The organism is Desulfoscipio gibsoniae DSM 7213 (genome assembly GCF_000233715.2).
GTDB classification, from domain to species: domain Bacteria; phylum Bacillota; class Desulfotomaculia; order Desulfotomaculales; family Desulfallaceae; genus Sporotomaculum; species Sporotomaculum gibsoniae.
In genome coordinates this window covers 1367266-1387873 of sequence record NC_021184.1, presented here as the reverse complement: position 1 = coordinate 1387873, position 20608 = coordinate 1367266, and the positions used below count along the sequence as shown (strand labels likewise).

Annotated in this window: 20 protein-coding genes, 1 pseudogene, 1 riboswitch and 1 other annotated feature; of the genes and pseudogenes, 2 read left to right on the top strand and 19 right to left on the bottom strand. The window is 46.6% G+C overall.

Annotated features, from left to right (window positions below; translation table 11 throughout):
- From glyQ to recO, 3 genes are all read right to left on the bottom strand, one after another.
- Positions 1-879, bottom strand: a complete 879-nt coding sequence (gene glyQ / locus DESGI_RS06440; RefSeq protein ID WP_006522656.1) for a glycine--tRNA ligase subunit alpha — start codon at positions 877-879, stop codon at positions 1-3.
- Between the two features lie 75 nt (positions 880-954).
- Positions 955-1171, bottom strand: a binding site (T-box leader).
- A 227-nt stretch (positions 1172-1398) separates the two neighbouring features.
- Complete coding sequence (locus DESGI_RS06435; protein WP_006522655.1) at positions 1399-1881, bottom strand: DUF4342 domain-containing protein; 483 nt, start codon at positions 1879-1881, stop codon at positions 1399-1401.
- A gap of 227 nt (positions 1882-2108) precedes the next feature.
- The gene (gene recO, locus DESGI_RS06430) at positions 2109-2870 is read right to left on the bottom strand and encodes a DNA repair protein RecO (protein WP_006522654.1); all 762 of its coding nucleotides are present in this window, start codon (positions 2868-2870) and stop codon (positions 2109-2111) included.
- A 207-nt stretch (positions 2871-3077) separates the two neighbouring features.
- Between recO and DESGI_RS25605 the strand changes: the two are divergent.
- Positions 3078-3239 (top strand): annotated as a pseudogene (locus DESGI_RS25605) (flavoprotein); the annotation flags it as partial.
- Positions 3240-3256: 17 nt separating this feature from the next.
- Here DESGI_RS25605 and DESGI_RS06425 read toward each other — a convergent pair.
- The 16 genes from DESGI_RS06425 to DESGI_RS06350 all read right to left on the bottom strand — a co-directional run bounded on the left by DESGI_RS06425 (position 3257) and on the right by DESGI_RS06350 (position 19148).
- Positions 3257-4399 carry an ABC transporter permease gene (locus DESGI_RS06425; RefSeq protein WP_006522653.1) on the bottom strand — a complete coding sequence of 381 codons (1143 nt, stop codon included), beginning with the start codon at positions 4397-4399 and terminating at the stop codon, positions 3257-3259.
- Between the two features lie 67 nt (positions 4400-4466).
- Positions 4467-5222: an ABC transporter ATP-binding protein gene (locus DESGI_RS06420; protein WP_015617931.1), complete on the bottom strand. Its 756-nt coding sequence runs from the start codon at positions 5220-5222 to the stop codon at positions 4467-4469.
- A gap of 94 nt (positions 5223-5316) precedes the next feature.
- Positions 5317-6807 carry an HlyD family secretion protein gene (locus tag DESGI_RS06415; protein WP_006522651.1) on the bottom strand — a complete coding sequence of 497 codons (1491 nt, stop codon included), beginning with the start codon at positions 6805-6807 and terminating at the stop codon, positions 5317-5319.
- A gap of 172 nt (positions 6808-6979) precedes the next feature.
- The gene (locus DESGI_RS06410) at positions 6980-7681 is read right to left on the bottom strand and encodes a hypothetical protein (RefSeq protein ID WP_006522650.1); all 702 of its coding nucleotides are present in this window, start codon (positions 7679-7681) and stop codon (positions 6980-6982) included.
- Between the two features lie 131 nt (positions 7682-7812).
- Complete coding sequence (locus DESGI_RS06405) at positions 7813-9150, bottom strand: sensor histidine kinase (RefSeq protein WP_006522649.1); 1338 nt, start codon at positions 9148-9150, stop codon at positions 7813-7815.
- Positions 9147-9815 (bottom strand): response regulator transcription factor, encoded by a 669-nt coding sequence (locus DESGI_RS06400; RefSeq protein ID WP_006522648.1) that lies wholly within the window; start codon positions 9813-9815, stop codon positions 9147-9149. The genes DESGI_RS06405 and DESGI_RS06400 overlap by 4 nt, the downstream gene beginning before the upstream one ends.
- Before the next feature lie 383 nt (positions 9816-10198).
- Positions 10199-11173, bottom strand: coding sequence for a magnesium/cobalt transporter CorA (corA, locus tag DESGI_RS06395; RefSeq protein ID WP_006522647.1), 975 nt, complete (start codon positions 11171-11173; stop codon positions 10199-10201).
- A gap of 151 nt (positions 11174-11324) precedes the next feature.
- Positions 11325-11490: riboswitch (M-box (ykoK) riboswitch) on the bottom strand.
- A 56-nt stretch (positions 11491-11546) separates the two neighbouring features.
- A complete protein-coding gene (gene era, locus DESGI_RS06390; protein ID WP_083939779.1) occupies positions 11547-12467 on the bottom strand; it encodes a GTPase Era in 921 nt (306 codons plus the stop codon).
- A gap of 103 nt (positions 12468-12570) precedes the next feature.
- Complete coding sequence (locus DESGI_RS06385; protein ID WP_006522645.1) at positions 12571-12963, bottom strand: cytidine deaminase; 393 nt, start codon at positions 12961-12963, stop codon at positions 12571-12573.
- A 4-nt stretch (positions 12964-12967) separates the two neighbouring features.
- Positions 12968-13327 carry a diacylglycerol kinase family protein gene (locus DESGI_RS06380; RefSeq protein ID WP_015617930.1) on the bottom strand — a complete coding sequence of 120 codons (360 nt, stop codon included), beginning with the start codon at positions 13325-13327 and terminating at the stop codon, positions 12968-12970.
- Positions 13328-13540: 213 nt separating this feature from the next.
- Positions 13541-14035, bottom strand: coding sequence for an rRNA maturation RNase YbeY (gene ybeY, locus DESGI_RS06375; protein WP_006522643.1), 495 nt, complete (start codon positions 14033-14035; stop codon positions 13541-13543).
- A gap of 29 nt (positions 14036-14064) precedes the next feature.
- Positions 14065-16248, bottom strand: coding sequence for an HD family phosphohydrolase (locus tag DESGI_RS06370; RefSeq protein WP_006522642.1), 2184 nt, complete (start codon positions 16246-16248; stop codon positions 14065-14067).
- Between the two features lie 5 nt (positions 16249-16253).
- Entirely contained in the window at positions 16254-17222 is a 969-nt protein-coding gene (locus tag DESGI_RS06365; protein ID WP_041285269.1) for a PhoH family protein, read from the bottom strand.
- On the bottom strand, positions 17200-18513 hold the full coding sequence (yqfD, locus tag DESGI_RS06360; protein WP_006522640.1) for a sporulation protein YqfD: 1314 nt from the start codon (positions 18511-18513) through the stop codon (positions 17200-17202). The genes DESGI_RS06365 and yqfD overlap by 23 nt, the downstream gene beginning before the upstream one ends.
- 11 nt (positions 18514-18524) lie before the next feature.
- Entirely contained in the window at positions 18525-18809 is a 285-nt protein-coding gene (gene yqfC, locus DESGI_RS06355; RefSeq protein ID WP_006522639.1) for a sporulation protein YqfC, read from the bottom strand.
- Positions 18810-18905: 96 nt separating this feature from the next.
- Positions 18906-19148, bottom strand: a complete 243-nt coding sequence (locus DESGI_RS06350) for a hypothetical protein (protein ID WP_006522638.1) — start codon at positions 19146-19148, stop codon at positions 18906-18908.
- Positions 19149-19523: 375 nt separating this feature from the next.
- Between DESGI_RS06350 and selD the strand changes: the two genes are divergently transcribed.
- Complete coding sequence (gene selD, locus DESGI_RS06345; protein WP_015617929.1) at positions 19524-20564, top strand: selenide, water dikinase SelD; 1041 nt, start codon at positions 19524-19526, stop codon at positions 20562-20564.
- Positions 20565-20608: the final 44 nt, after the last annotated feature.

Below are 20608 nucleotides of genomic sequence, written 5' to 3'. Positions count from 1 at the left end.
TCAGGCACCCTCCTTCCTCAACAGGGGATATCCCATTGTTTCCCGCTGTTCCACGTATTTTTGCGCACAGGCCCGGGCCAGGTTGCGTACCCGGTGGATAAAGCCGGTTCGCTCGGTAACACTAATGGCCCCCCGGGCATCCAGCAAATTAAAGGTGTGTGAACACTTCAATACATAATCATAGGCTGGCAGCACCAGTCCTTTAGCCGCAACCCGCTCTGACTCGCGCTCGTATATGTCAAATAGTTTAAAAAGCATGGCGGTGTCCGCTTCCTCAAAGTTATAATGTGAGTATTCCACTTCACCGCGATGGTGCACGTCACCATAGCTTACGCCGTCCACCCACTGAATATCATATACGCTGTCCTTTTCCTGTATATACATGGCCAGGCGCTCCAAACCGTATGTAATCTCCGCACTCACCGGCCGGCAGTCGATACCGCCGCACTGCTGAAAATAAGTAAACTGGGTGATTTCCATACCGTCCAACCAGACTTCCCAGCCCAGACCCCAGGCCCCTAGAGTGGGCGATTCCCAGTTATCTTCCACAAACCGAATGTCGTGTTTATGCGGGTCAATACCAATAGCTTGCAAACTGTCCAGGTAAATATCCACCACATTATCCGGTGATGGTTTTAGGATCACCTGATACTGGTAATAGTGCTGTAACCGATTCGGGTTTTCCCCATACCGGCCGTCCGTAGGCCGCCGGGAGGGTTCCACATAGGCCACCCGCCAAGGTTCAGGCCCCAGGGCACGCAAAAATGTGGCAGGGTTCATGGTACCGGCACCCTTTTCCACATCATAGGGCTGCTGAATAATGCATTTTTGCTTGGCCCAGAACCTATTTAAGGCCAAAATTAACTCCTGAAAATTCAAAATGTAACCAACCTCCCATTAAAATAAATCTGCATGTATATATAAAAAATATGAAAACCCCCCGACCCAGCATAAAGCAGGGACGGGAGGCATTTTCCCGCGGTTCCACCCTGATTGACCGCCGGCATTCGGCGGCCCACTCTTTGTGGGCAGGTTTTACTCACCGGTTTTGAGACCGGCTTTCCTCCTGCAGCTCAGGAACCCCTTTCACCAAAACGCGCCACCGGTTTGCACCAAACACCGGCTCTCTGAATGACATCATCGTGGCTAATCTTTCCCTCATCGCCAAAGTTATTTCATTTTCAAAATAAATTTATCAAATTTAGTCATTAAAGTCAATTGTATAAGTTTATCCGATAGCTAACCGCCGCTAATACTCCCGCTTCTTTAAGCGGGAGATAAGCGGCGCTAAGCTCCTGGATAACAACTTCTAAGATTTAGCAGATAGGGGACACACCTCTTCGAGGAATGTCCCCAATTTATGAGGTTAAAACCCCACCTGAATCAAGAATTTGTTTATTACACCTGAGGGTTGTTAAAGGTAAAAGTATCATCGGAGGCGGGCTTTTCGGGCTGAACCGCTTCTTTCTTGGGCCGGTGCTCTATTTCCAGGGTATATTTTTTAGCCATAGCGGTAGCCGTGCCCAGAGCCCCCAATATAGCCAGTTCGCTGCTGGCCAGCGCCGCCAACACGCCCACTGCACCCATAGTAGCGGGCATTTCAAATACAGTGCGGTCACCCTGTTTAACCTTGATTCTGGTATCCTGCCCCCGCTGCAGCATTCCCTTTACGTGCTCCATGATATCCTGGGCACGGCCCTGAACTTTTTCGGTAAACTCGTCTTGGTCCACTGCCCCAGCTGATGACTGGTCCAACTCCTCCAATTTGATTAAAGCCTCAACCACGTCACCGCCGGCCTCGTCAAGGGCTTTTTTGGCTTCCCGATAGGTGACCCCTATCCTGGATCTAATTAAATCAATTTTTTCCAAATCGCTGAGCATGAACGGTTTCCCCCTTTAAAATATGATTATTGAACATTAGCGATTAGTAAAGTTTAACTAGTTTTGGGGATTGTAGACTACTATAGCTAATTGTTTTTGTTAAAGCCAAATAACTTGTTGCCACTTGACGGCACGAATCTAACTCCTTAATACACACCGTGCTACAGCATTCAAGAAATTATACGCATTCAAATAAGTGTTTAGATTAATTTAACCTTTTAGGTAGCTTATTTATACACGGGATTGAAACTATTGAGTTTATCCATAAACTGCAGTGATCGGGAGCGCTTTTCCATGTGCCACTGTAGATATTCGCGCATGATGGATTTCATTTGAGCCCGGGATGGCTGCGCTACGCGCACTCTATTGATTTTATCTATGTCCCAGTTCAATAGCGTGTTCATTACAGCTACTGTTCCCTTATTACAGGATATCCCCCCCGCGCCGGCAGCACAGCGGGAACACACCAGGCCACCTGCCTGAGTACTGAATCTGGCCGTGGAGCCATTCAATTCGCCGCCACAGTTGACACAACCGTTAAGTCCCGGTAAATAGCCCAGCAGTGCCATCAGACGCAATTCAAACCACCGCACCACTAATTCCGGGTCAGATGTTTTATCCAGCTCCCGCAAGGCTTTAGTAATATGTATAAAGACAGCCTCATGGGGATCCCCGTCCACCGTCAACGCATCCACCAATTCAGCAATATGTCCGGCATACAGCATCTTATCCAGGTCCTCCCATAGCCCTGGGAAAAATTCCCGGCTTTCGCACTGGCTGATGCTGTCCAATTCCCGCCCCCGGCGCAATAAAAAATCAGTCACTGAAAAGGACTGTACCGCCCCCCGCTTACGACTGGTGGGTTTGGTCACCCCGTGGGCCACCACCTTAATTTTGCCCTGTTCCTTGGAGAAAATAGTTAAAATGCGGTGAGCGTCACGCATTTCCCGTGAATTTAGCACCACCGCGAGAACTTTGTAAAGTTTCATGCAAACCCTCCCAGCCAGTAGATAGAAGTGTGCGTTAACTAAAAAATCTACTTGCATATGGTTGCTATAAACATTTGTTCCACCTTCTAACAACAATTACCCGAACCAGGACAACAATAGAATCCAGTATCAATCGGGACAACGGGCGACAAATACACATTGCTATACTGTTAGGTTTCACGTAAAATTATAACATGCAACACTAACAACGGCTACGCCGATAACCTGGTCAGCCGCGCCGCCGACGTCACTTTGAAGGAAAAGCGCCGCCTGATACTACTGCCCAGGGAAACCCCCCTGCATGAAATACATCTGGAAAACATGCTCAAGCTGGCCAGGGCAGGGGCGGTCGTCATGCCCCCGTACCCTCCAACATCTTAAAATACTTATTTTTCAAAGCGCAGTGCTTCCATGGGATCCATTTTCGCAGCTTTGTTGGCCGGATAATAACCGAAAAAAACGCCGATGACTGCCGAAAAACCTACGGATAACAGTACAGAATATACCGTAACCGATGTGGGCCATCCAAATATTTTGGATATGATATGTGACCCGGCAATGCCGGCGACAATCCCCGCCAGCCCACCCAGCAGGCAAAGCACCAGGGCTTCCATCAAGAATTGATTGCGTATATTGCTATCGGTAGCCCCCACTGCCATACGCAGGCCAATCTCTCTGGTTCTTTCCGTAACAGAAACCAACATGATATTCATAGTCCCTATGCCTCCCACCAATAAGGAAACGGCCGCCACACTGGCCAGAAGCAGTGTCATAACGGCAGTGGTGCTCTCTGCGGTTTCTAGAACAGAAGTTAAATTTCGCACCTGGAAGTCATCCTCAGCACCAACCAGGCGATGCCTTTCCCTCAACAATGCTTCTATGCTGCCCTGGACATAATTCATACTTTCAGACGACTGGGTCTGCACATTGATCAAGCGGATATAATTCACACCCATTAACCTTCTTTGAGCCGCGCTGACCGGTATGTATATTAAGTCATCCTGATCCTGGCCCATCATTGCAGCCCCTTTGGCAGTAAGAACTCCCACTACGGTAAAGGGAAGTTTATTAATTCTTATGGTTGACCCCACCGGGTTGACGCCGGACGGGAAAAGATTATCGGCCACCGTTTTACCTAAAACCGCTACCATAGCGGCCCCGTGCACATCGTCTTTAGTAAAAAAAGACCCCGCACTGGCCGGCCAATCTTTAATCATTTGCATTTCCGGGGTCGTGCCGACAGCCTGAGCCGTCCAGGTTTGACTGGTGTATTCTATAGTTGCGTTGGTACTTAATTCCGGGGCCACATAGGTAACCATATTTAATTCAGCAATGGCTTCAGCATCATCCAATGTCAGAGTGTTGACACTACCCCCGGCCCCTCGTACAGGCCCTTGTCCAAAGCTGGGAGAAACCATCAACAAATTTGAACCCATGCTGGCAATCTGACTGGAAATCTTATTGCTGGCGCCCTGTCCTACAGAAATCATAATAATAACGGCGGAAACACCGATAATAATACCGAGCATGGTCAGGGCTGACCTTAATTTATTTGTCTTTAGGCCGTTTATTGCTACCACGAAATTGCTTATAAAGTTAATTTAAAACACCCCTTTCCTCCGCAAAAGCCGACAGATCTTCAGCAGCATTTCTTTGATTTAATACCGGGGTATCGCCTATAAGTTGACCGTCTTTGACGTTGATTAAGCGGCGGCAATAAAGGGCAATATCTTTTTCATGGGTAACCATCACCACAGTAATGCCTTTTTCTATATTGAGCCTCTGAATCATAGAAATAATCTCTATGCTTGTTTTTGAATCAAGAGCACCTGTGGGTTCGTCCGCAAGTATTAAAGAAGGGTTGTTTACCAGTGCCCGGGCAATAGCCACTCTTTGCTGCTGGCCACCCGACATTTGACCGGGATTGTGGTTTATATAATTTGACAACCCAACCCAGGCCAGGGCATCTTTAGCTCTGTCCACCATTTCTTTCTTGGCTGCTCCGGCATAGATCATCGGCAATTGAATATTGGCCAGTACAGATACATTTCCCAATAAGTTAAAACCCTGAAATACAAAACCAATCCTCTTATTGCGTATAGCAGCCAGCTGATTTTTATCTAACTTGGAAACATTTTCATCGTCAAGGTAATATGTTCCTCCGGTGGGCCTGTCTAAACAGCCCATAATATTTAGTAGAGTACTCTTACCCGAACCGGAAGAACCCATGATAGCAACCATTTCTCCATTTTGAATAGTTAAACTAATCCCTTTTAATGCATGAAGCTCCGTTTCTCCCATGTTATATACTTTTTTAATGTTTTCCATTATGATAGCTGTTTTACCGGACACGTTCCATCACCATCCGATTTCATAGTAACGCCTGTACACTTAGACATAATGTTCGACCATAGCACATACATAAGCCGATCCTGCTAACATTTCGTTAACGCCCCGCTCCTCCGACACGCACCATGCCACCACCTCCTGGCATAAGCGGGTTACTACCCTGACTGCTTACACCCCCGGTATTCTGACCAAGAGCTCCAACAACTACCTTTTCACCCATGCTAAGGCCTTCAACAACTTCATATCTGCTCAGGTCCGATAAACCCAACACCACCTGCCGGAGCACGGGTTTTTCAGCTTCATTCAGTACGATGACAACATCCCGCTGTTTTAGTGTATCCCCCTTAACCGTATCACCACCGGTGTCATCAATGTTGGGATGTGTATCACCGCCTGACCTTGTACTGTTCGTACGACCGCTATTAGCACTGCCTTCAATAGATTTAGCATTCGGATCGCCGCTTTGCCTCATTTTATTTTGAAAGTTGGCCGCATAAGTAACGGCGCCTTTAGGTATAGTGAGGGCATTTTCCTGTCTTTCAAATATAATGTTCACGTTTGCGGGCATGCCGGCCATTAACCCCGTTTGATTTTTATCTATTTGAATAATAGCATCATAAAGCTGAACGTTTGATTCCGTATACGCCTGGGGGGAAATACTACTCACCCTGCCGGTAAAGGTTTTTTCCGGAAAGGAATTAACCGTAAATTCCGCCTGTTGGCCAACTTTCAGCTTGCCGATATCGGACTCATTAACCTGAGCTTTAACCTGTAAGGCTTCCGATATTATATCTATAAAACCGCCCCCGCTGGTATTATTATTGTTAGCCGTCGCCCGCTGTCCTTCCGCTCCGTTTATAGCACTTATAATACCGTCTATGGGGCTATATATTTTTGATTCAGCCAGTTCTTTTTCAGCCATTTGCAACTGCGCGCTGTTGCTTTCCACCTGTGCGGTGGCCGCTGCAATTTCTTCCGGACGATTACCCGCCTTAAGCAATTTCAAAGATTCCTCGGCTTGCTTTAATTTAGCTTCGGCGTTTACATATTCGTAACTTATTTGGTCAAATTCGGCCTGGGATATATATTCTTGCTGAAGGAGTTGTTGATTGCGTTCCCAATTTGATTTGGCAAGTTCATAACTCGCCTGTGCCGCGCTGACATCAGCTTCCGCCTGGGCTATTTCCTCCGGCCGGGCGCTGTTTTTTTGTATAGCCAGGTTGGCAACGGCTGATTTCAAACTTGCCGAAGCCTGGGTTACCTGTGCCTGCAAGTTTGCTGTATCTTGTTCAGCCAACAGCTGCCCGGTGGTCACGTGATCGCCCAGTTTCACATGTATCTTATTAATCACTTCCGAGTTTTTAAAACTTAAAGATACAGTATTTACCGGCTCGACTATGCCATTGGCCGAGATTGTGCTGGAGATAGTACCTCTTTGCACGGTTTCGGCAATGTAGTTACCCTCCGCCTTTTTAGCTCCTCCCAGATAATAAAAGCCGACCAGTGCAATTATAACAATTGATGATACGCCAATTACAACTTTCTTCTTATTTAATTGTTTGGAAATAAAATCTGATACGTTTGGCATGACGTTCCTCCCCCGGATCTTAAATTCCCTTCTAACAAAACAATCCCCTTTCCATAACCTAGTCCAAGCATACAAACAAAAAATCAAAAAAATATAAAAAAATTATGGGAAATTGTGAAATAAAACTATGCCAAAAAAAAGGACCCTCCTAAGAGAGTCCGTCTTAAAGGCCTTAATTTATTTCCGACAATTTGGTAGAGAGTTGTTGGTTTTTCTCTTTCATTTGTTCCAGTAGCTGTGCTAAAAGGTCTTTAATGGTGGACTCATCACCTGATTCTACAGCGCTATCCAGTTGAACCATAATATTATTTTGATTGGGTAAATCCCGTTTTCCCTGGAGGCCAAGTTTTTCAAATTCCTCACTGGCTTGTTCCCGGGTCATGGTACCGTTTTTAACTGCTTCCCGGACAGCTTCTAACTCTTCTTTTACCTCATCGGATAATTCAGGCCGCTGCTTAATTTCACCTGCTTTTTCCAAACCAAGTTCCTTAAGCTCCTCGGCTGCCTGCTCTTGAGTCATGGTGCCGTTTTTAACTGCTTCCCGGACAGCTTGTAACTTTTCTTTCATCTCATCGGATAATATAGGCCGCTGCTCGGGTGCCTGTTCTTTTAATTCACTCATTAATTGCTCGCGTTCAGCAATAACGCTTTGCCACTCTTCCATATTGTCCGGCGCATATTTGCTGACCAGACCCAAAATATTGTCCTGAGCTGACAGGCCTTGCTCGCCGTCAAATCGTTGATGGTAGTTGAATTTTGCATTAGAAGGCAAATCCACCGGGGCTGTAACGGTATCAGCCGCAAAAGATGCAGTAGGTACCAACACTGAGAATCCTAATACAATAGATAAAACTTTCGTCTTCCAATTGCTCATTTAATTAATTCCTCCCAACAATATATTTTAAGTGGCCAACCACACTTACAATATACAAAGCAAATGTGGGACAATTATCAAAGAAATATGGGAAAAAATAAAATTTGTCAGAGGTATTGCTTGGCACCGGATTAAGAGTGACTTAACGGTATTTTCACCTTTGAAGATACACCGTCTCTTTCATTGGATAAATCAATTTGCCACTTGTACATTCTTACGATGCGCTGCACAATAGTCAATCCCAGACCGAATTTACCCTCCCGGCCTTTGTGGAATGGCTGGAACAGCTGATCATAAATATGGGGCTCAATTCGTGAGCCGTCATTCCAAAAGCAAAGCCATATTTCAGTTTGTTCAATATTTAAGCCCAGAGTAATTTCAATACGTGAGTCAGCGTAACGAAGGTGATTTTCCAGCAGGTTTTCTATCATGACCCTTAAAGTTTCCTCACTTCCTGCAATAATTACCGGCTGTAGGTCTAATTGACGGATTATTTCAGGACGTTGCAGGTAAAACAGCTGCAATGTTTTTTCAACCAGCTTATCTAATTGTATTTGCTGGTAAGCCTGTTCCCGGGTAACCAGATAATCAAGGCGGGTTAAATAAAGCAATTGCTTAATCAACTTTTCCAGGCGCACGCCTTCCTCGTCAATTACCTGAATACTACCGGCCAGATCGCCTTTGGGATAAACCCCGTCCTGTATGGCCTGGGCATAGCTGCGGATCACCATAACCGGTGTTTTTAACTCGTGAGAGATATTTTGCAATATGGATTGCTGCGCTTCATCCTGCCGGACAAGCTGCTGGCGCATGGTTTCTATAGAACCGGCCAGTTGGCCGATTTCATCCTCTTGTTTCACATCCAGGGGTTCATGCCAGTTACGATTGGCTATGCGCTTTACATGCTGCTTCATTTGAATTAAAGGCCGGGTCAAATAACGGGCAATAAAAAGTGAACAAAACCAGCTGATAATCAAGGTAATACCGGCAAATACCATGAAATTAAGTAATAAATTTTTTATAAAAATGTCTTCTTCCGACTTTTTAAAGAATGAAATTTGATATAAATCATGCCCGTAAATCATATTTTTTTGTACTACATAGCGAACACTTCCCTGATTATCAACATACTCATACATCTGCCTGGACTTCTGTTGGGACTCGGCATTTTGCCTGATTTCATGGATAAGAGATGCAGTAACTACTTGTTTAGCCTGTACCGGTATCGTAGTTCCATCATCCAGAATAATTAAGCTACGAATATTTATACCTCGAAAACTAAAATAAGAAGGTAATTTATCTTTAATAATATTTTGTTCCGGTGGTGGTGGCTTATGTGGTTCCATCAAGGCATCCGTAAAAAAACTTCTAATAAGTGAAGGCATAACAAGTAAGGTAATTAGGTACAACATTAGACTGACCAGAGAAAGGGCAAGCCAAATTTTAACTGTAAGAGATACTTTTTTCATTTAACCGTCATCCTGTAACCAAAGCCATATATTGTTTCAATGCGCAGTTCCGGCATTTTCCTGCGCAAACGCCGCACCAAATCATCCACGGAGCGGTCGGTGCCTACATAGTCCTCTCCCCACACATGGTTGATAATTTGATCCCTGGATAAAGCTTGGCCCCTGTGTTTGGCAAAAAATAAAACCATATCGTATTCCTTTGACGTCAATTCGATGTTATAACATCCTTGCAGGGCTATTCGCCTTTCTTCATCCAAAGTATAGGGCTGCAAATCAATGGCCGACCTTTTGGATTCCCTGGATTTATAAACGCGCTCCAAAAGACGGTGTGCGCGGAGTACCAATTCCCGGGGCAAAAACGGCTTGGCCAGGTAGTCATCACCGCCCATCTCCAGGCCTATAATACGATCCAAATCAGCATCACGAGCAGATATAAAGATAACCGGAACTTCCGGGGACGCCTCTTTGATACTGCGCAGCAACTGGTAGCCGTCTATATCGGGAAGCATAATATCTAAAATCCAAAGATGCGGCTGCTCTTCAATGGCTTGTAGTGCAGATTGCCCATCGGTAAAGGACCGCACCGTCCAGCCTTCCTTGGTTAAATATGTAGTCAATATTTGGCACAAATTTACCTCATCTTCCACCAGAAAAACACTATACAATTGTTACCCCCCTAACATGGCCGAAAAACTAATCAGCATAATAATAGTCTTATGAATACATTAGAAAAAGCCAGACCCCGCAAGAAAGTCTGGTTTTTGAGAGTATATTTTCTGCTTGCCGACAGCGCAACAACAATGTTACAAAGTTGCTTTCATTTCTATCCTTATCTCAATTAAAATGTACAAGTAGAATGCGGAACAATTATCAAAGAAATATGGGAAATTGTGAAACTGGAGCACCTTACCGGACGGGAAGCTAAAGATACAAAGCCGTGGCTGCCAATGTGACTGATAACGGGGTTGCCCAAAAAAGAACGGCCTTCATTGAATACCGCGCAGCTATTGGGACAAGAAGGTATTCAAACAGGTCCGTCTTTTTATCTTTATATCCACTTTTTCATTTTAAACACCAGAAACATCCATGCTGTTACACCCATCAGTCCCGCGGCAATAGCGACGGTGGACCAGGGGCTGTGCTGCTCGGGTAACGGCACGTTCATACCGAAAAAGCCGGTCACAAAGGTCAGGGGCATGAAAATAAATGATATAACGGCCAGTACACGAATGGATTCATTGGTCCGGGCGCTGATGATGGAGTAATATGTCTCCAAGGCACCGTCCAGCAAATCTCTAAAACCGTCAATGGAGTCGATAATTCGCTCAATATGGTCAACCAAATCAAGATAGTAGGGTTCGCTTTCCTTGGAAATTTGGAACACAAACTGGCCATTTAACCCGGAAAACATTCTCTTTTGCGGTAAAATGGCCCTGCGCATGGATAAAATAGTCCTTTTCAGGGCCAGGAATTCCTCGGTAATCTCCTTGCTGGCCTGCTCGTACAGCTGATCCTCCAGCTCGTCAACCCGCTGATCGATACGGTCAAGGATTGGGAAATATTCATCGGTAATACCGTCCAGTATGTGGTATAAAAACATGTCGGAACCTTCCTCCATATACTTGGTCCTATTGGACAGGCATTCCCTGGCCATACGGCCCAAAGTCGGAAGTGTTCTACGGTGTACGGTTACCACATAATTGGAGCTTAAAAAAACATTTAGCTGCTCCAGCATAATTTCTTCGTCGCTGTCTTCCTTATAGCGCAGAGCATGCAGCATAAAAAAATAATATTTATCATAAGCGTCCACCTTAGCCCGGGGACTCTGTTGCAAACAGTCCTCCACCGCCAGGTAGTGAAAGTCAAAGATACCGGCCAGGTAATTCAACTCGTGCCCATTTTCAAAATCATACAAATCCACCCAAAGTAAATCATCCTCATGTTGAATTAAATCCTTCTGAGTTAAATCTACGTCATGGACTAACAGTTTCCGGGTGGCATCGTAGAAATAAGTTTTGATCATGCGGGTCACCTCCACGGAAGTTATGCAATTTTAAACCACCATAAACAGCCAAACTTCGTCGGTGAGGAGATTCTTCCATGCAGGTCACCCCCTATCAAAAGCAATATAAAAGGCCTTCAAAATAACAAATGAAGACCAATAAACATTAATTCGCCTTCTTCATTCGTGCAGTTTTGGCTCTATACAGCTAGAGAGGTATTCTCAGCCACATTAGATAAAACCTTAATTCGGTAATACCTGCTGACCCGTTACTGTCTCTCGACATTTCCGGGCAGTGGCCTGTGTCTGTATAGTAGCCTCACCTAACGAAGAACATTATTTAATTATTACCCCAAATATATATTATTACTTGCATGTATAATTGTCAAAGAATTTATTCCTCCAGCAACCCGAAATTCCTCATATCTATATCTCTATTTCGCCAATCTTTTTTTACCTTGACCCATAGCTCCAGGAAAATCCTTGAGCCCAGTAAAGCTTCCAACTCCTGGCGGGCCTGTTTACCCACTTCTTTAAGCATGCGACCGCCCTTACCGATTAATATGCCCTTTTGGCTTTCCCGCTCGGTATAAATAACCGCCCGCACCGCCACCAGTTCTTGGGATCTTTGTTCCACCTCATCAACTACCACGGCCACGGAGTGAGGCACCTCCTGGCTGGTTAGATGCAGCACCTTTTCTCTGATCAGCTCGGCCATGATAAACCGCTCCGGGCGATCCACCACCATGTCGTCGGGATAATATTGGGGTCCTTCGGGCAAATAATTGATAATTACTTGCCGGAGATGCTGCACATTTTCCCCGGTTAGTGCTGAAACAGGCACAATATCAGCAAAATTGCCGGTTTTCTGGAAAGCTGCAATAATAGGCATCAATTCGTCGGGCTTAATTAGATCAATTTTGTTGATGGCCAGCAGCACCGGGCCGGTTACTTTCTTTAACTGTTCCAGCATGTAGTGGTCGCCCGGACCGGGCATGGCCGCTTCTACCAACAGCAGCACCACATCTACTTCCCGCAGTGCATTCAAGGCCGTCCCCACCATATGTTCACCCAGTTTATGCTTTGGCTTGTGAATGCCCGGAGTATCGATAAAAACGGCTTGGTAATCCGCGCCGGTAAGCACGCATTGTATTTTATGGCGGGTTGTTTGCGGTTTATCGGACATGATGGTTAATTTTTGGCCCAGCATATTGTTCAGCAGGGTAGATTTACCTACATTGGTTCGACCTACAATGGTTACAAAACCTGATTTAAAACCTGGATCATGCAATTTAATTTTTACCGTTCCTTTCATTAAAAAATGGTGCAGCAACCTCCCCTGCGTTACATGCATATAAAAGGCTGTAAAGAGTTTACCTATATAGCCACAGTGATTTGCATACACTCCACCTAAAAAATTAAGTAATGTCTTTCAGAGAAAAAGCCACCGGCAGCAGTTCGGCAACGGTCGTTTCTCGATAGGCACCATGCCGGTTAGCCAAGTAAACTTTGGTTTCACCGCCGAATTCAGCCAGTACCTGGCGGCAGGCCCCGCAAGGACTGCAATATTCTTCGGTACCAGCCACCACTGCCAGCGCAGTGAATTTGCGCTCACCACTGGCCACAGCGGTAAACAACGCTATCCGTTCAGCGCAAACTGTAAGTCCATAGGATGAGTTTTCCACATTGCAACCGGTATATACATTGCCGCCGGTGGTAAGCAAGGCTGCGCCCACCGCAAAGTTTGAATAAGGAACATAGGCGTTTAGCCGGGCCTTAAGGGCCATGGTAATCAGTTGTTCCGGCTTCATTCAATCACCTCATTAAGTCCCACAAACGGGGCCAGATCAATAAATAAGCCACTAACAGCGCATTTAAAGCGGTAAGCAGCACTGCACCGGCAGCCACATCCTTGGCAATTTTGGCCAGTAAATTAAATTCAGGAGTAACCAGATCCACCGCCGCCTCAAGGGCGGTATTAAACATTTCCGCAGCCAGCACCATAAATATCGTTATAGACAGCACGGCTAACTCTATTGGCGGCATTTGTAATAACAGTCCAACAGCCATTACCAATGCTGCCGCCAGCAGGTGAATTTTCATGTTCAGCTGGGTCCTACAAGCATAACCTATACCATGTATGGCCCACCGAAAGCTACGTATCAGGCGAAGCAACCGCCATCACCTCTTCCATATCACCCACACCTGACAATTAAGTTTTAAGTCCGGAGCATATCCGCCCAAGGCATCAACTTTCCCAATTACCCACGCCGGTGTTAACCTTTCTTGACCTGCCTGATCATATCCCAATAGGCGAACTAAAACCCGGTGCTGAAAGGTGACTGAAGGGCGAAAGCAGTAATTAGCAGTGGATCAACTTTCAACCTTTCAACACCCGGCACCGGAAGGTGTGGTGCCGGTAGAGGGGGCGGGGAGGCCTGCTCGGGTTAGGATGGTTTCTTCCTGGGTGCGCATTTTTTGTTTGTCGGGCGGGGTTTCGTGATCGTAGCCCAGTAGGTGCAGGACCCCGTGCACGGTTAAGTAAGCCACTTCCCTGGTAAAGCTGTGGTCGTATTCAACTGCCTGTCGCCGGGCGGTTTCCAAAGAAATTACCACATCGCCCAACATAGGCTCGTCTTCATCCCCGGGCATGGCGGGGCCTTCCAGCATGGCAAAGCTGAGCACGTCCGTGGGACCATCAATACCGCGATACTGCCCATTCAAAAAGGTTATATATTCATCGTCCACTAATACCACACTTACCTCGGCATTCTCGGGTATATCGTGATCAGCCAGTGCCTGCGCCACCACCCGGGTAAGCTGGTGTTCCAAGTCGTGATCGACTGGTACCTTTTCCTGTAGATTACTTATAAGTACCGGCACGTTTATTCTTTCCCCTTTCTACATCGTTATTAATTGGCGCCCTTTCCTGCAGGCAGCCTTCGAGTACCGGCACGTTTATTTTTTCTCCTTTCCATTTCTTTGGTCATATCCGGATACTCTATCCTATTGTGGAATATCCCGGATAACACCCGAATAAATGCGCCGGCAATAATGTTCAGATCCTTCAAAGTGAGGTCGCATTCAGCCAACTGCCCATCCATAAGCTTATCCTTAATAATTTTATGTACCATACCCTCCACCCGTCCGGGGGTACGGTTTTGCATGGCTCGGGTCGCTGCCTCCACTGCATCGGCCAGCATAACAATAGCTGCCTCCTTGGTCTGTGGCTTGGGGCCTTCGTACCTGAAATCATCTTCAGTAACGCCTTCGTTTTTATTATTCTCCATAGCCTTCTGATAAAAGAAACTACACATGCCATGGCCATGATGCTGCTCGATTATATCAATAATTCCCTTGGGTAATTTATGCTCGCGTGCCAGTTCCACGCCGTCCTTGACATGGGAAGTCAAAATCAGGGTGCTCAGGGTAGGCGCTATTTTATCATGGGGGTTGTCCCCCCCCATTTGGTTTTCAATAAAGAAAAAGGGCCGCTTCATTTTACCAATATCATGATAGTATGCGGCAACCCGCACCAACAGGGTATCCCCCCCCACTGCATCTGCCGCAGCCTCAGCGAGGTTTCCCACCAGCAAACTATGGTGATAGGTGCCCGGCGCTTCGATTTGCAAGCGTCGCAAAAGCGGATTACCCGGATTGGACAGCTCCAGCAGGCGCACAGAAGAGGTAATGCCAAAAGCACTTTCCAAATAGGGTATAGCTCCGTTGGTCAAAATAGAAGATAGCAGGCCATTTACGGTACCCAATAGCAGGCTTGAAGTAATCAGCAAGCCAATGGGCGTATCCCCGATCAAGCCCATGGCAAAGATAGCTGCTACATTAGCCGCTCCCGTATAAAAACCGGCCCGTGCCATATCACCCCGCTGGCTGAGTTTGCTCACCCCGTAAACGCCTGTAAAGCCGCCGATAAGTCCCACTGCGGCAAACCTTATCTGACCACCGGTCATCAGACCCAGAAGAAAACTAAGAATAGCCACCACCAGCACGGCCAGTCGTGAATCTAATAATATGGCAATCAGCATACCCGCCGCTCCTATGGGAGCGACATAAGCTAAAAGAGCTCCAAATTCCGGCCACTGGGTAATATTAATAGCAATTACAGCCTTGGAAACACCTAACACACCCATCACTATGATACCCATTAGGTATAAATGACCGGCATGGTTATATATTTCCCTGTTTTGCTGGTAGAGGTAAAAAAGCACCACCGTCATCAACAAGGCTACCAGTAAAGCTGAACCCAGGATGGAGGAAACCGGCAGTATGGGGCGGGAAAGGCCAAGAGCCTCCAGTTTGGCAATGTGTTCCTCGGTGACTATCTCCCCAACGCCAATAATTTTTTCCCTTTCTTTAATTGTTACCATCACCGGGGATACAGCTTCCCTGGCCGCCTGCTGCAAGCTCTGGGTTTTCTCAACATCGAAGAACTTATTGGGGCGCAAATAATAAAGCACCATTTCCGTCGCCAGCGCTGTATAAGAGTTATTCAGCTGCTGATTGTTAATCTCGTTCACCAGCGAACTTTCCACGTTTTTAATATTTTCCTGGGTTACGCCCTCCCTGGCTTCCATAGCCCGGGCTATCATCGAGGTCAGGTTGTTTCTCACCCGTTCCAGGCTGCCCGGATCAGGTTCGGCCAGTGTTTTCAGCACATCACTGGGCAGATCAAAGGGCATCTCTTCTTTGAGCTGTGCTATTTTTTGGCTTTTATCCAGCTCCGGATTTCCCTGAATTTCACTTATGGTATTTATCATTGTGGATATATTCTGCTGTACATCAACGCTCACCCGCGGGTCGGTGATATACTGCTGTGCCACCTGATTGGCCGCCAGATTGCGGGCCTCCTCGGTCTTTACCTTATCCTGAAAAATGACGTTGCGCGGGGCAAAAACATTAGTAGGAGAAACCTGTCCAACCACAAGATTTACCTTCTGGGGCATAAAATCCACAGACATAAGCAAAGTGAGCAGTACAAAAAATAAACCGGCGGCCAACCCCCTGCGCACTTTACGCTTGCCGGCCAGCCGGTTGAAACTATCCGTAAGTTTTCCTTTTACCGTTCTCAGAGGAAGCATATAAATCACACCTCAGTCTTTTCCGCCAAAGCCCCTTTTTCCTCGTAAGCCCGGACAATTTGTTGCACCAAAGGATGTCTGACAATATCCTCACCGGTGAAGTGATGAAAAGCGATCCCTTCAATACCGTCCAACACCCGGCGGGCGTGCACCAAACCCGATTGCTGTCCCCTGGGCAAATCCACCTGGGTTTCATCACCGGTGATCACGGCCCGGGAGCCAAACCCCAAGCGAGTGAGAAACATCTTCATTTGTTCAGGAGTAGTATTTTGCGCCTCATCCAAAATGACAAAGGAATCATCCAGTGTTCTGCCCCGCATGTAAGCCAGGGGAGCAATCTCAATCACCTGTCGCTCCAGGTACTTTTGTGTATTTTCAATACCCAGCACATCATAAAGACTGTCATACAGCGGCCGTAGATAAGGATCTACTTTTTCCTGCAGATCGCCGGGCAAAAAGCCCAGTTTTTCACCTGCCTCCACTGCCGGCCTGGTCAAGACTATTCTGTTTACGGTCCGGTTACGCTGCGCTCTGACGGCCATTACCACCGCCAAATATGTTTTTCCCGTGCCGGCGGGACCCAGGGCAAATACCACATCATGTTTGAGTAATTTTTCTATATACCGCTGCTGTCCCACTGTTTTGGGCTTGATTTTTTTGCCCCGGGCCGTAACCAGCACCACATCACGGGCCAGGCCCGCCAGTGCCCCGGCCTTACCGGAATTTAACGACTTGATGGCATAATTAATCTCATGCCTTGTGAGCCGGTTGCCGGCCTGGTAATATGACTGCAGCTGCTCAATTATTTCCCGTGTTTTTTCAACCTGCTCCCGCTGCCCCATAATGACCAACTCTTCACCCCGGGCCACCATTTTCACACCCAATGAGCTTTCTAACAATGACAAATTTTCATCATGCTTACCAAATATCTCCGCAGCGGCACCAATATCGTCAATGATTATTCTGGTTTCCATCAGCCTGGTTTCCGTGTTTTGGGTCAACTATACCAGAACCTCCTCCGTCTTGTTGATGAGGTTTTTCCATGCCTATTTCCTCAAGTGTTTCTACCTGTACCCGAACCCGGACAATATCCTCTTCACCTGCGGTTTTTACTTCCCGCACCTGTGTATTTAATATTTTTGCCCCGCTCGGCATTTGTGAGCGCAATTCATCCAACGCCTGGGTTTCGGCCAGACGACGGGCCTCGGACCTGCTTAATTTATTAGTATAAGTACCCTGTTCGGTATATTTAACCGTTATAACTTCGACGGGTACTTTAATATTCCTCCATTCCGGTAACCTTTTCACATCCCTGTGCTCGGTATAATGTACATAGGGCACTTGATGGGGGCCCATTAAAATTATTTCCTTACCCCCAATTTTCATGCAAAGTTTGGTAATCTCACTTCCGGTGGGTTTGGTTACCTGCTCTTCAAGTTTTATTTCATTATATACATCATACCATATGCGAGCCCGGACAATCCCACGTGCATGCACATATTGTAATGTCAGCTGCTGCTCTTTTTCCGCTTCTCCTTCAGCAGCATTAGGTTTAGACTCTTCCTCAATTTCAGGGGGCGGTATTAACGCCGATATTAGCACTTGACCGCTGGTAACGGTATCCCCTTCCCGGACCAGCGGGTGCCCCGACAATACCAGTATTTCCTTGATCAGTCCGTCCTTTAGTGCCACGATATCCACGGGATGCTCCCCATTGTCAGGCGGCAACACTTTTTCAACGACCTTGATCAATACCCTTGTCCCATCAACAGACACGCCAACCCAGGCCAGGTCGTTTACCTGCTGCATAATAGTTTTTTCCAGCTCCGCCGTATCTAAAGACCGCTTGGGAGCTCCGCGATATAGGCCGGCTTCCCGGGCAACCCGGGCAATTTTATCTTCAGTAACCGATTGATTACCTGTTATATCAATGAACCATATAAAAGATGACAGCGCGTACAGCGCAATAACAAAACACAATGCCCCGCCCAGTAATGCCCGGCGCCGCCGCAGTTTGCCAATAAAAAAGGGCAAACCGGAGCGGTTTATAATATGGAAACGGCAGCGGGTCATACGGGCCACATGGCGTAGGGGTTGTACATCTCTTAAACGAGCATTTAAAGCTACCTGGTTTCCAGCCGCATTAGTTATGCCCCATAGGTAAATACCCCGGGTGGTAGCCATGTTAACAAACTTCTCCAGACATTCCTCGGGAAGCGTAATGGTTACATAACCATCCAGGTAGTTTAATATCTTTAAAAACATTTTTCGCCCCCCTAACTTAGAAAAATAAGACCGGTTATTTGTCCTTCCACGCAGATTTCATCAGGCATAATATTACGCAGTGTCAAATTTTCACCGGTTACTTCAATCACTTTGTCATTTACTACCACCCGCACCAAACGGGGGTTATATTCTTGAATACCGCGATGGTTCTCAATAAACACCTGCAGGTTGCCGACCAGCACTATTTTGGGCAAATCCAGCATAATATCCCCTGGTAAATCCAGGACATCTGAAAATTGACGTTTAACCTTATTTTTTAGATCTCTCCAGGCCATAAAAAATCCCTCCTCGCCACTAATTTATGCGGCGGGGAGGGGAAAAATAACGTCTGTCTGGTTAAATATGCCAGCGAACTTGCGCAGCCCGTTAAATTAATTGCTTTGTTCTTTTTTTATGTTCTGCAAGGCATCCGAAATAACTTCGGCAGAAATGCCACCGTGGAAGCGGGGCTCGCCATTGATTACCGTCAGCGGTAACCGAACCCGGGGCAAAATGGATTCAATGTTGGGGTACTCCTTAAGTGCCTCGGTGGAAACATCTACAAACTTTACATCAACCTCATCACCAAAGCTTCCTTTCAAGGTAGCACCCAATTCCTCGGCATCTTGTTTCATGGTTTTTTCTGATCCGCAACCTGCGGAGGGACTGGGGCCTCAGCCTACATGGGGTACCGGGGCATTAAGGCCAAAAATGATTACTTCAAATGGCTGCAATGTTATTTCCTCCTTATATATGGTTAAACTAATTTACCCACAAATTTTATCATAACCATACCTTTAATGTATACCTTTGCCGGTCTTTTTATAGCTGTGCTTATTAAAAAAATAAGCATTTTTATTAGATTGCGATCTATCTATAAAATTTTTTTATTATTTTCATAAAGGAATTAGTAAACATAAACAGAATATTCGACTGACACGTTATAACAACTTGTTTAAATTTTAATAGACATTAAGTGACATGCTATAGATAAGGAGGCCGACCTAATAATGACTAATAAAACAGTAAGGCTAACCAGCCTGGCCAAAACACCCGGGTGAGCAGCCAAGATAGGGCCGCATACCCTGTCGCAGGTTCTGCGACAATTACCCGTATCCCAAGACCCGAACCTTCTGGTGGGGCTGAATACCTCGGATGATGCCGCCGTATACCGACTGAATGAACATCAGGCGTTAATACAAACTGTTGATTTTTTCACTCCCATGGTAGATGATCCATATTTATTCGGGCAAATTGCCGCGGCCAACGCTTTAAGCGATATTTATGCCATGGGTGGCCAACCGCTTTTGGCCCTGAATATAGTCTGTTTTCCCGATTGCCTGCCTATTGCCGTCCTGGAGGATATTCTAAAGGGTGGGGCTGATAAAGTGGTGGAAGCAGGCGGTATTATTGCCGGGGGTCACACGGTACGAGATGATGAGCCTAAATATGGGCTGGCAGTTGCCGGCCTGGCACCACCCGGGGGTATTATCTCCAACGCCACCGCCCGGCCCGGCGACCGGTTGGTATTAACCAAACCACTGGGCACCGGTATTATTAATACTGCCATCAAGGCTGACTTGCTGTCTCCTGAAGCCGCCAAACAAGCAGCGCAGTGCATGTCCGCGCTAAATAAAGAAGCATCTGCAAGCATGCAACGGTACAATGCCAGCGCATGTACCGATATCACCGGTTTTGGCCTGCTTGGTCATGCCGCCGAAATGGCTGCGGCCAGTCAAGTCAGCCTGGAGATTTGTTTTTCTGCGGTACCATTGCTGCCCGAAACAATAGAGATGGCCCGCATGGGTATTATACCGGGGGGCGCTTATGATAATAAAGAATACCTAATTGGCAAGGTAACCCTGGACAATTCCCTTAGACCTGAAGAACAAATGATACTGTTCGACCCACAGACTTCAGGTGGACTGCTTATAGCGGTGCCAGGGTCCCTGGCAGACCGGTTGGTGGCGGAACTGGCGGGCCAAGGCACACCATCGGCAGTAATAGGCCAGGTGCTGCCGATTCAAGATAAGCTGATCAGTGTTATTTAGGGGCGACACCCCGATAATAACTTTGTTAGACAACACGAGGAGGA